The organism is Fibrobacter sp. (assembly GCF_045112255.1).
Taxonomy (GTDB): Bacteria; Fibrobacterota; Fibrobacteria; order Fibrobacterales; family Fibrobacteraceae; genus Fibrobacter.
In genome coordinates this window covers 25,093-37,263 of sequence record NZ_JBGUHR010000033.1, presented here as the reverse complement: position 1 = coordinate 37,263, position 12,171 = coordinate 25,093, and the positions used below count along the sequence as shown (strand labels likewise).

Here is a 12,171-nt window from a genome sequence, read left to right as displayed (position 1 = left end):
GTGCTGAGCGCAGTCGAAGTAAGCGGGCATCTCCGTTATTGTGCTAATTCATTGAAATTGAGTATTCGGGTAGCGTTGCTGTGGGCGGCTTCAATGTCGTGCGTGACCATCACGATAGTCATGTTTTTATTTTCGTGAAGGTCTTTGATGATACTGTACATATTCCTTGAAGATTCTGGATCAAGCCCTGTGACGGGTTCGTCCAAAAGCAACAGGCGCTCGGCCGCGCACAATGCCCTGGCCAGGAGGACTCGCTGCTTTTGACCGCCAGAAAGCTCGCGGAAACTTTCTTTCCGCAGGTTCTCTGTCCGCGTGAGTTCTAAGCACTCGCTTGCGCGCTTGCGGAGGGCTTTCCCGTAAAATGGCAACAGCAGGCTTTTCCCTTGAAATGCCGATAGAACGATTTCTTCGACAGATGCCGGGAAATCTTTTTGCGCTATCGTGATTTGCGGCAAGTAGCCGATTTGGTTTCGCCTGAGGTTGTCGCACAGCTCGATCTTCCCGGATTTCGGACGCAAAACACCGGCGAGGCCGCGCAAGAACGTCGTCTTTCCGCAGCCGTTTCTGCCTATGATGCAGAGGTATTCGCCGGAATGAATCCCGTAATCAAAACTGTGAAGAATGTCTTTGTTGTTGTATCCCAGTGTTAATTTGTTGCACTTGAGCAGAAACATGTCAGTTCAAAGCCTTTTTCAAGTTTTCCAAGTTAGCTTTCATAAGCGATAAGTAATCGATACCTTCGTTTATTTGCTTTTCTGTGATAGACTGCATTGAATTGATGGAGAGAATTAGTGCGCTCTGGGATTTTTTACTTGCGGCGAGAACGGACTTTGCGATTTTACTGTTGCTGTTTTCAATCGTGAAAATTACAGGAAGCGATTCTGCGTCCATTTTTCCTGCGAGGAATGCGATTGTTTCAAAACTAGCCTCGCTTTCGGCGGAGCAGCCAACAAACGCGGCATAATACTTAATACCATAATCATCCACCAGATAGCGAAAAGGAAATCTGTCGCCGAAAAGAACGGTCTTGCGGGCGGCTCCGTTGACAACTTCACGGTATTCTGAATCGAGAGCCTGGATTTGCGCAACGTAAGCGTCCGTGTTCTGCTTGTAGATTGCGGCGTGGGCGGCGTCGAGCTTGGAAAGTTCTTCGGAGATTTTCTTGACAATCACCTCGGCATTTTTCAGCGAGAGCCAGACATGTTCATCGTTTTCAACTTCTTCATCGTGATGGTGGTGCTCGTGAGCCTCGGCATGTTCGTCATGATGTTCGTGCTCGTGTTCTTTGGCATGTTCGTCATGATGTTCATGCTCGTGTTCTTCAGCGTGTTCGTGGTGGTGTTCTTCTTCGGCTTGCATGCCTTCGACGATTTCCTCCGCTTTTACGCGGTCTCCGAGGACCTTCATCAAGTTAATTTCGGTGCGCCCCTTTTTCGGCGTTGCTTCGAGAGCCTTCTCAATCCATTCATCGGATTCTCCGCCAACATAAATGACCATGTCGGCATTTGCAATCTTTGCGATGTCCTGTGCGGTCGGCTTAAAACTGTGCAAATCGATGCCGTTCTTGATGAGCAAAGAGAGATCCACGGAACTGGTCTGGTCGCCGAGAATAGACTTGGTCCATGAAAATTCAGGATAGATGGTCGTGACGACGGAGAGCTTGTGCTCTTTAGCGATCTTGCTTTTAGGATTGTCGTTGCAGGCGACGAGAGCGAATAAGGCTGCGACGAGAATGGCGCAGGCCATGGAATAAAATTTTTTCATTTTTATCCTTTTATTTATGTTATTTTAATTTTGAAATTTTCAATGAAGGGAGAATGCCTAGAAAATTCTTATACAAGAATTATGGATCTTCCTGTCGGAAGATGACGGGGCACAATGGGCCTTTAAAGAAAATAAATTTTTAGTATGTACTGTTAATATGGTACTGATAAGGCGGAAGTCGCCTAGAATGGATAAAAATTAATTTAGCAGTAAAATCTTTTGTGAAACAAGCGTTGTCGGACGCAGAATGATAATCGCGAAACGAACCAGCCTAAAAAGAAAACAGCGGCAAATGATTTCAATCGGCGCTTCGACGAGTTCAAAGCAAAATTCCGAAATCAAGTCCAGACAGTGGTGGAGGTGATGACAGACGTGGCAATGTTCGCCGTGACAGTGATGCTCAACGTGACGCTCCGTGTAAAAGAGCGCCAAGGCGACCATCAGCCTGTCAAGTACGTGTAAATTCAATTTGAGAACCATTCGCAAATTGAAATATAGTACAAAAAGTAAATTTTGGCAATAGAAAAGGAGATGCCCGCTTTCGCGGGCATGACAAGTTGAAAAAATTCCCAGCATCGCTGCCGGGAATCTGTTGTTCTAAGGAGGAGGTATGAAAAAGGAGCTTGTGAAATTTTAGGCGTTAGCCCGATCGCTTTTTAGGCGATGGTAATTTTGCGGGCTGCAGCCTGAGCTTTCTTGGAGAGATCGAATTTCAGGATACCGTTTTCCAAGGAGACTTTAATGTTGTCGGTATCGATGTCGTCCGCCAAGCGGAAGCTACGTTCGTAAGTGAACTTTTCGTCCTTGCGTGCGCGGGTCGCCTTGACGGTCAAGATATTCTTTTCGACCTGGATGTCCATGTCTTCTTTCTTGACGCCCGGAAGCTCGACTTCGAGAGCAAAGCCGCCTTCGGTTTCGTAGTAGTCAGCCTTCGGCGTGTAGGTGCATTCGCACTTTGCGTTTGCGGCGTTCAAGCTGTCAATGAAGTTCTGGATACCATAGAAAGCGTTCGGAAGGATCTGTGTGTTCATCATAATTTTAACCTCTTTTTGTTGCGGGCTCGGCGTTCACCGTTGGCCCTTTTGTTTTACACCCTACCTTAAGCTAAAGCCGTGCCAACTTTTTCATTTTTGAGGGACTCGCAGAAAAAATTTTTTGTGGAATGTCGGAGAATGCTGTGAAAATCGCGAAATTTGATAAAAAATCGCGGTTTTTGCGGGATTACGAGGCCGGGAATGTGCGGAAAAATGTGCGAAAGAGGCTTGAAAATGCGCGAAAGTGGTCGCGGGCGGGGCGTGTATTTCAGAAAGTAACGCCCGGTGTTTCGCTAGTGAAACGGTTGGTGCGTCAAAATGAAATGTTAAAATTCTACGGCATATTTGTAAAATCGCCGTAATTTTATTATATTAAGAACATGCTCAAATACGACGGAAAAGAAATTGGCAATACCGAAGGCTTCATGGTTCGCGAGAACATGAGCGCCTATCAGTATCACCAGACCTTGCAAAAAGTCCAGTCCGGCGAACTGCTACGCCTGCGCCCCGGAGTGTTTGCAGAGCCTGCAGCGCTGGCAGATACGATGATAGACATAGATGTTCTTGTGCCTGGCGGCGTTCTGTGCATGTATTCTGCATGGGAGCATTACGAACTCACTACGCAAATTCCCTCCGCATTTTGCATTGCCATCCCGCGTAAGCGCAAACTCGTATTGCCTGAATTCCCTCCGGTAACGCTTTATTATTGGTCGGATCATCTGCTGGAATTCGGAATCACGATGACGGAAGTTCATGGTCACAAGGTGCGCGTCACTGATTTGGAACGCTCCGTCTGCGACGCTATCAAATATCGCAATAAAATTGGTTTGGATGTATGCGCCGAAATCCTCAAAGCGTATCTGCATCGCTCCGATAGGAACATCGCAAAACTCATAGAATATGCAAAAAAACTCCGTGTTGCTGCGACCCTGAAAACGTATTTGGAAATTGGGATTTAAATGGTTCAGGATGTTGCAAAATCAGTGCGCAATCGCCTACTGGAGCAAACGCGAAAAGTGCATGGGAACTACCAGCAGGTTCTCATACGCTTCTTTCATGAGCGCTTGATGTATTGCCTTGCAAAAAGTAAGTACAGATCCTCATTCTATTTGAAAGGCGGCTCTCTGCTGTTTGCTTTGAATCCTTTAATAGCACGCCCGACTTTGGATGTGGATTTGCTCGGCGTGGATTTTCCTTCAAAGCCAGAACTACTCCGCTCTATGTTTGCAGATATTTGTTCGCAGGCTTGTCCTGAAGACGGCATTACCTTTGACATTGATTCCATTCAAGTTGAAGACATAATGGACGATAAGGAATACCTCGGACTTCATGTGAAAATACAGGCAAATCTGGATTCAATTCGCCAGTGGGTTGCCATTGATATTGGATTCGGAGATTCAGTTGTTGGTGTAAATGAGATGTCGTACCCCACACTACTCGACAATTTGCCTAAAGCGAATATTTTTGTTTATTCAATCGAATCGGTTGTCGCGGAAAAATTTCATGCCATGATTGCGCGCGACGAAAGCAATAGTCGTATGAAGGATTTCTTTGATGTTTATCAGATTTTGACAAGTCACGAAATTGACAATCAGGTTCTTGAAGCGGCTATCAAAGCGACATTCCGCGCAAGGAAAACGAATTATACTTCCAATGCAAATCTTTTTTCTGCAAAATTTGCCCAAGACGAATCAAGACTTGCTCTCTGGAAAAATTTCTTACGCAAAATCAAATACACTGATTCATTGAATTTCGAAGCTGTAATGAATTTGATTCGTGATAGGCTAGGAATGTATTGGACAAAAGATATGCTGGAGTAAATATGAATTCAGATTTCCCTAACTTAAAAGCAACCGCTTTGATACAGAGGACATCCGCAAACTGCGTGAATACAATTCCTTGAGGCATTCCAAGATGTCGCACAACGAAATCTTGGAAGATATCCGGAAGGGAGCTGAATCCTTTACATTAACCCATTCTTTAACCTTTTTCATTAACCTTTCCGCCGTACGGTCTCCTTTGCTTGTTTTGGGCGTGGGAAGGTTTTCTGGCATTGTTCCGCCAAGTTCAGCAATCGTCTGGCGAACTTTCTTGCCTACGGCAAAATGCGCTTCGTTCGCCCTTGCAGAACTGGCAAGGAATTTATTTCGAATCATTACTTCGTCACGGATGGCCAATTGTTTTTCATCTTCCGAAAGTTGCACCATTGTATCCGAAATTTCTTTTTGACGAGTTTTAACAGCGAAATATGTTTGCCCAAGGGCTATTACTTCTTTACGGGGATCCCCATTCATTACAATCAGGTAACAAGCATAACGGGAAAGCTTGGTGTCGGGGATTTCTCGTTGAGTCCCTTTGGGGAGATTTATCATTTTGCCGACGTCGGCAAAATGATCCTCAATATTAAATCCACTATCTTTGCAAGCCGTTTTAGCTCTTTCTATGGAATCTTGAAAACGACGCCATTGTGCGTATTCTAATGCACTTTGCATTTCGCGAGCGTACCAGAATTCATTCCCGTTTTCATCTATATGCTTGATGCTTTCAAATGTCTGCTGGGAGTAAGTGGTGACTTCTTTTTTGGTCATAGGATCTCCTGTATTTTTTTTTGTTCTTTTTAGGAGCGCCCTTGCGATATGGCAAAGCCAAATAAAGCGAAAGCGCATCATTCCTTTCTACGGAATGACGCGCTGAAATGTAATGTACCTAATATCCCCAAAACTGGCAGGAGGGACAAGAAAATTTTACATAGCCTATAGCTTCAAGCAGAATTCTTCGTTTGTCTTGACAACTATCATTATGAGAATTTTCAAAGTTTCTATATATGCTCGCTGTAAATCTTGTTTTGTTCCACGGAAAGAACCATGCAGGAAAGCGTTTCTCAAATCCATCCCGTTTGAGAATTCTTTCTTGTTCATTACAAAATTGAAGTAATTGATTTCTTGACGAGAGAATAGAGTATCGCCAATATCAATTTCATCAGCTTTTTTCAAGTTCTCTAAAATTTCTTTTGTCTCTACAGTCTGATGTGCAAAACAGACGACTTCATTTTCATATAAGTCGCATAGAACATTACATCTAACAAGGTTTAAACCAAGACTTCCATCCTCTTTTAAACGTAAAGAGCCTCGTTCTATCAGCCAAATGATCCATCCCTGAGCAGCCTTTGTAAAGTCAGTTATGAAAAGATGTTCTTTAGCAATTATCTGTACTAAGGACATATAACCACTCCATGCAAAATTCATGCCGAACATCAAGTCAAACTTAAAGAGGAAACGCATTTCCTCTTTCAAATCTTTCCCTTTTGCATAGGCGTATTTCTGTTCTTGAAAACTTTTCAGTTCTCCAATGCCAACAGGTTTAGACGAAATGGACATCAGCTCCTTATCAATGCAACCATCTTCTCTATAGTATTTTAGTTGCTTAAGGAGGCTGTCAATTTCAACGAATAACAATTTTATCCGCTCATCCAAAGATACTGTTTTCGACGGCTTGTTAAATTCAAAATCTGAAATATTGAAATTCTCTTTCAAATATTCTTTGAAGAAATAATCAATCAAGTCTTCAACGCCTATTCCGTAATAGCCCAATTCATTCACATATTCCGATAAAACCTCATGATAAATCATCTGGCTATTTTTAAATCGAGTATTTATAGGATAATGCTTTATCCCTTCACTATTGCCAAGAAGATCGTCTATTATACTTTTCTTTCTTAACGCAAATTGACTGCGTAGTTCTAAATCAAAAAAATCTAGCAAGAATATAAAGTTGTTGAGTAGAGTCGGGAAATCGAGGTGCTCACGAATCCATTTCTTGCTATAGATGAAATAAGCATGGCGATCTTTTTCATTATAAGATTCTTCTTTATCTTCATCTGTCTCTTGAAAAACAGCCGTACAAGCATAGGGGACGTAACCATTCTCCTCAAAATACTTTTCCAAACTTTTCTCTTTAGCTTTTTTCGCCTTCAGTCGTAATTTATCATCTATGTCAAGACCTGGTATTATGGGAGCATTTTCTACCAGTTCTAAATAATCTGAATCCGCTTCAATTGCATCGTTAACATAATAATTAAGGATGCTTATTTTCTTTTCTTCAGTCAGAGCTTTTGGGAATGTAACATCTTCTCTTTCTCTAGAATCTTTCACCAAATAGTATTTGATGATTATTTCAGCAGCATCTTTATTGTTCATCATACAATTGGTTATTACCTGATTGTATTTTTTCACCCATTTCTTACAATTTAAAATATGAATCAATGAAACTAGCTTTTTATCGAGCAGATTTTGAACGCTAGAATCGGAAATTTTTTCCAATAAGCCGAATTTTTCCAACAATTCCAGCATATCTAACGGATAATAAGTCCATATCCCCTGGAAAATGTTTTCAATATCGCTTAAATCTAATCGCTGAAAATAAGATGAAACAAAACGAGATATCGTATCCGTTTCCCTTCTATACTCATTAAATTTTTCAGGAGTAACATTTGTAGGACATTCAACTGACTTTACAATTTGAACAATGTTTGATAATTCTATAACTTGATTTAAGTCATAATTATTTGATGCGTCAAAAGAATCCAAAATAGGTATTGCCTTTTGGAACATGAGGTTCTGATGCGGCACCGAGAGCTTATTAAATTTTATCCGTTCGAAGAAGTCGTTGAACATCACGCTTTTCTATCCTATAAAATGTAGCTACTTAGTACCTCAAATCCAAGCATTTCACATCAATGTTATTTTTGTATTCTTTAGGAATTGTCGCAACCAATGACTTCCTTAGATTCTCTGGATCTTTGTTATTAAAATTAAAGACCAAATATATTCCGTAATTAACATTTTTCTTGTTCAGATATTTACCTACTAATTGGTCTGGGATACCTGTTTTTATTTGAGCGTTACTGTCTTTTTTACACTCAATTTGAACTTCTGCGGAAATACCCATTTGGCATTGTAGATTTATATCAACTCTGTTATTTGCTTCATATTTTTCTTTGGTCGCTTTCGCAATCATTGAATATTTATCATTCCATTTTATAAGAATTAAGTCCCTGCAACTTTCCTCATTTTTAGAATTTATTTTATTTTGATAAAAAGCGTCTTTCTGATTATCTCTATTATCTTCTATTTCACGCTTAATAAAATCAAGTTTATCGCAAACATCTTTCCAAAAATCAAGTTCATCTTTATATGTTCGATTGAAAATGTATTCCTTTGCCTTTTCTATTGACATTTTTATTGCAGATTTTTCGCTCAATTCCAAAGTCAATTCATAAATCTGCATTTTTATACGATTTTCCCAATACTCACTCAAACCACCTTCGTTGAGTAAACGTTGCAATACATTCAAACCTTTTTCACCATTTATTCCCTGAAAAAAGCCGTACCTCAAGGTTCTTATGAGTGTTTGTTCCGAATCAATGATTCCATTACGTTCTTCCATAACGGTTTCATCTTTAAATATTTTTAGAACAGATCTCATAAAAAACAATATTTCATCTTCCGAAAAATACTCCAAATTATTCCCTAAAAAGGAATATATGTTTAAAACAAAATCCTTATCTGCTTTGGAATAATCTTTTTCTCTAAAAGCGATTAAACTTTGCAATCTTTTTTTCAAATTTGAATCGTCTATAACGATTTTTTTCAAATCATCTAAATCAAGTTGCTGTGCATACTCATCAAGAAATCGTTCTACCAAATATTTGTAACGTTCTGATTTATTCTGTGGTATAAAATTAAGTATTTGTTTGATTTTCTTTAATGTTTTCTTGCCACTGTTGTCTAATTTTACGTAATTCAGCAATACATTTTTTGATTCTTCATTTGCAATAATTGTGTTAACATAGTATTCGTAAAACTTTTTCAAAACCGCAATGGAGTTGTTCAAATCAGTCTTTTCATAATATTCTTCAAAAACAGAATGACGAATATTCGCTATTCTATTATTCATAATGGAGATGATGTAGAAATATTCACGAACATCATTATCCGTAATAGATGAATAAACATAATCACTGTTTAGAATGAGCATGGCTAAATAAATGTAATCGATGTTCCTACTTTGCATCGGAACATTTTCCGCCATATACTTTATAGTTGTTATATCATTACAGATTCTATTGGCATCTAGATTTTCTTTAAAAAGATCCTTTAGTATGTTGCAAAATTCGTTATAAGTTTTTTCTTTGATTCTTAAACTCGCTTCATCAAACTTGTCACTAAGATGATGCAAATAATAACCGGCACAGGCCTGCAAAATATTCATATTACTGCGTTTTTCATCACAGGACAACCCTGCTATATAAGACTCATTTTTATCTATTTCTTCATTGACTTTTTTTAAATAGTTGTCTTTTCCATTATACCTTCTGCTTTCACTAACTATTTTATCTATTTCGTTCAAAAATGATTGGACTGCATTTTTTAAATTGTGCCGTTTTGACCAATCCCAAAGAATGTCTTTCATTTCTTTTAGCTGGCTAGCATCAAAAATATTATAATCCTGCGTTATTTTACGGATGACATTGCTCTTAAAATATTCAGATTCGCCGTCTTGAAGAAATTGTTCAATAATATTGCAAATGGATTGTGGCTTTATTCTCTGAGCCGCATTCACCAAATTTATTTCTTTATCATAACATAGATTTATTTCAGACTCTTCATGTGGCGTTATCAATTTCAAATATTCTTCATATAATTTATTTCTTTTTTCATCGCTAAATTTAGTATCTAAGACTTTTTCCTCAGCATTCCAAAATATAAAGTTATGATTTATCTTTTCTGCATAATAAGCCAACTCCTCCCAAAATTTTCTTTCTGTTTCATCATTCAAAAGAATCAGAAAATATTTTTCCAACAAATCCTCATACATTTCATCTATATTAACTTCTTGTATAGATGTACATATTGGGAATAACTCATCCAAAACAATTTTCAACTTGTTATCTGGAGTTTTTAAAAGATACTCAAAGCGATGAGTATATACCGAATATGGCTTATAAGAACTAATATAAGAGCATATTTCTTCAGGTGAAATGTCTGTCGGATACAACCATCCTAAAATTTCATCTTTTAATTCATTGTTTACATCCTCAATTCGTCCATGCTTAATGTCCTCCAAAATTTGAAATAAAATTTCGGAATCATTTCGTAAAATTTCTATCAATGATACTTTAAAGTGTGATTCTAATTCATTTCGGCATACAACTTCTTTAGCAAAGTCACGCAATTCTTTTGACGGATTATCACTATGCACAAGAAGAATGTCGTTTAAAAAACGAATAAAATGATTCTTTTTATTCCAACAACTTTTATATAAAGGAATTAAATCTTTTTCGTCATTTTTCCAAGCTAAAGTGTCCGCTTTATTTCTATCACCATATTTCATAAAATATGGTTTACTTTCGGAATGTTTTTTTATCGCCAAAACTATTTTCAGTTTCTCTTCATCGGCAAATAAAGAGTTATCACCATATTGATATTGTAAATATGGATCTATTTCTATTAAATTATGGTCTTTCGAAAAGAAACACAACCAAGCATAAACACCTCGATATTCTGAAAAAACAATATTCTCACCATTTGTGAGTAATGCTTTCATTCTACTTATTGGCCATAATTCCTTTTTTATTTTTTCTTCATATAGATATTCTGCCGCCAGATATTCTGCAATCATTCTATGTGCAAAGGATCCTTCTTGCATCAATTTAGAATGTATTACTATAGTTAAATCATTAATGCTGTAGCCGGAATCTACCGAACTGATTTTTCTACAAATTTCTCCATTAAATTCCTTTATATTAGCAAACATATAATAATATGCGATATAGCCAGCGTTTCTTTTAAACAGATCTGGTTCTATCTGATTTATACCATTCGCCAAATTTTCTTCATTGTGTTCTTGAGAAAACTCTATGTAGTATCTAAATAATTCAGCTTTCGTCGTTATACAAATTGAAGGTTTTCTCTTATAAATCTCTACAAACATTTTTAAGATTTGAGGATTATCAAACAGCTCATTTTCTACAATTAAAGTTTTGAAAGAATCTGCGTTTTCGTTCACTCCAAAAAATCTTAATAATTCAATTCTTTTTTGTTCATCTAAAGGTTTAACTGTAAATACTCGCACATCATTTTGCAAATAATTTTTTAACGCATCCTCATCAGTATTTCCAAGCCAATCCATTTCTCGGCATGCAATAGTGATTTTTACTTTTTTATCAAGTTGTTTTAATTTTAAAGCAATTCGTTTAAGTATTCCTGTTTTATTATCTCTTTGTGCATTTCTAAACTCATCTAATCCATCTAACAAAAGATATTGAGTACTATCATCAATGTCAGGATTTAAGTCAAAATCTTGAAAAGTTCGCCTTGTCGTATTTGATGAATTCTTATTTTCAAATAATTTCAGTAAAGATGATTTGCCGGAACCTGGCGCTCCTAGAATAACGGCAATTTTCGACTCTTTTATTGCAGAATCAATATCGTATATTTTTGCAGAGGAGTCTTCATCTTTTAAAAGATCTAATTCAATATAATCACTCATAAAACAACCTCCTCAAGTTCGGCATCTAATTCGGCCTTAGAACCTTTATAGTTGTGCATGCATTTGTAAAGCCATATATATTTATTGTAAACAGGTCTATCTTTTTCTTCTTGGTGTTTTCTTAGTTGATCTTGAATTATTTTTTCAACAATTGATCGTTCTTCACCTTCTAAATCAGAATAAACGTCTAAAAAATAAACATCTTGTCCATTTGGCGTTAACGTCTTTTTGAATAAATCTTTAAAGGGTTGTTGACGACCGACGTCTTGATACATTGCGTTCATTCGATTAAAGAAATTGCTATTTGTTCCTATGATAGGCCAGTTTATTCCTTTTGATTCTAATTCATAAGCAAAAGATAATCCATTACTGATATAATTCCTATCACTTTCTTTCTTTAATCGACTCGTTCCAACAACAATCGCCCCTCTTATCACATATTTCTTTTCTAAAATAAATTCTAGTTGCTTTCGTTTTATATCATCAAAACAAGCTTTCACATTTTCAAAATTCCATTGTTCTCTATTCGGATTCAGTTCCAATACAATTCCATCCGAAATAACGGTCGTTCTATACCACCCTTCTTTTTGCTTAAAGAGCTCTTGAAAATAATCCAGTAAGAAAGCTAATTCATCGTAATTTTCTACATCTTTCAGTTTATCTTTGAATCCTAAAATATCAATCCATATAAATATTGTTTCTTTCTTAGAAAAAGCCTTCTCATCAAAAGTCGATGTTATTCCCGAAGGATTGAAAACCTGTTCTGCAAAAATGCTCATAATCGTATCTCTATATTTAGAAGAATACTAGTTTTAAAATCTAA

Annotated in this window: 8 protein-coding genes and 1 pseudogene; 2 read left to right on the top strand and 7 right to left on the bottom strand. The window is 37.4% G+C overall.

Annotated elements, in window-relative coordinates; all coding sequences use genetic code 11:
- Positions 1 to 35: 35 nt before the first annotated feature.
- The 3 genes from ACJMM9_RS03520 to ACJMM9_RS03510 all read right to left on the bottom strand — a co-directional run bounded on the left by ACJMM9_RS03520 (position 36) and on the right by ACJMM9_RS03510 (position 2,798).
- The gene (locus ACJMM9_RS03520) at positions 36 to 674 is read right to left on the bottom strand and encodes a metal ABC transporter ATP-binding protein (protein WP_405323907.1); all 639 of its coding nucleotides are present in this window, start codon (positions 672 to 674) and stop codon (positions 36 to 38) included.
- Between the two features lies 1 nt (position 675).
- Positions 676 to 1,764 (bottom strand): metal ABC transporter substrate-binding protein, encoded by a 1,089-nt coding sequence (locus tag ACJMM9_RS03515; RefSeq protein WP_405323905.1) that lies wholly within the window; start codon positions 1,762 to 1,764, stop codon positions 676 to 678.
- Between the two features lie 656 nt (positions 1,765 to 2,420).
- The gene (locus tag ACJMM9_RS03510) at positions 2,421 to 2,798 is read right to left on the bottom strand and encodes an Hsp20/alpha crystallin family protein (protein WP_405323903.1); all 378 of its coding nucleotides are present in this window, start codon (positions 2,796 to 2,798) and stop codon (positions 2,421 to 2,423) included.
- A gap of 380 nt (positions 2,799 to 3,178) precedes the next feature.
- Between ACJMM9_RS03510 and ACJMM9_RS03505 the strand changes: the two genes are divergently transcribed.
- Together ACJMM9_RS03505 and ACJMM9_RS03500 are read left to right on the top strand one after the other, a co-directional pair.
- Positions 3,179 to 3,757: a hypothetical protein gene (locus tag ACJMM9_RS03505; protein WP_405323901.1), complete on the top strand. Its 579-nt coding sequence runs from the start codon at positions 3,179 to 3,181 to the stop codon at positions 3,755 to 3,757.
- Positions 3,758 to 4,618 carry a nucleotidyl transferase AbiEii/AbiGii toxin family protein gene (locus ACJMM9_RS03500; protein ID WP_405323899.1) on the top strand — a complete coding sequence of 287 codons (861 nt, stop codon included), beginning with the start codon at positions 3,758 to 3,760 and terminating at the stop codon, positions 4,616 to 4,618. It begins immediately after the preceding gene.
- Positions 4,619 to 4,774: 156 nt separating this feature from the next.
- On the opposite strand, the pseudogene ACJMM9_RS03495 reads toward ACJMM9_RS03500, so the two are convergent.
- The 4 genes and pseudogenes from ACJMM9_RS03495 to ACJMM9_RS03480 form a co-directional block, all read right to left on the bottom strand.
- Positions 4,775 to 5,386, bottom strand: a pseudogene (locus tag ACJMM9_RS03495) (BRO family protein); the annotation flags it as partial.
- 165 nt (positions 5,387 to 5,551) lie between these two features.
- Complete coding sequence (locus ACJMM9_RS03490; protein WP_405324022.1) at positions 5,552 to 7,471, bottom strand: hypothetical protein; 1,920 nt, start codon at positions 7,469 to 7,471, stop codon at positions 5,552 to 5,554.
- A gap of 31 nt (positions 7,472 to 7,502) precedes the next feature.
- Positions 7,503 to 11,348, bottom strand: coding sequence for an NACHT domain-containing protein (locus ACJMM9_RS03485; RefSeq protein ID WP_405323897.1), 3,846 nt, complete (start codon positions 11,346 to 11,348; stop codon positions 7,503 to 7,505).
- The gene (locus tag ACJMM9_RS03480; RefSeq protein WP_405323895.1) at positions 11,345 to 12,127 is read right to left on the bottom strand and encodes a hypothetical protein; all 783 of its coding nucleotides are present in this window, start codon (positions 12,125 to 12,127) and stop codon (positions 11,345 to 11,347) included. Before ACJMM9_RS03480 ends, ACJMM9_RS03485 begins: the two co-directional genes overlap by 4 nt.
- Positions 12,128 to 12,171 lie beyond the last annotated feature (44 nt).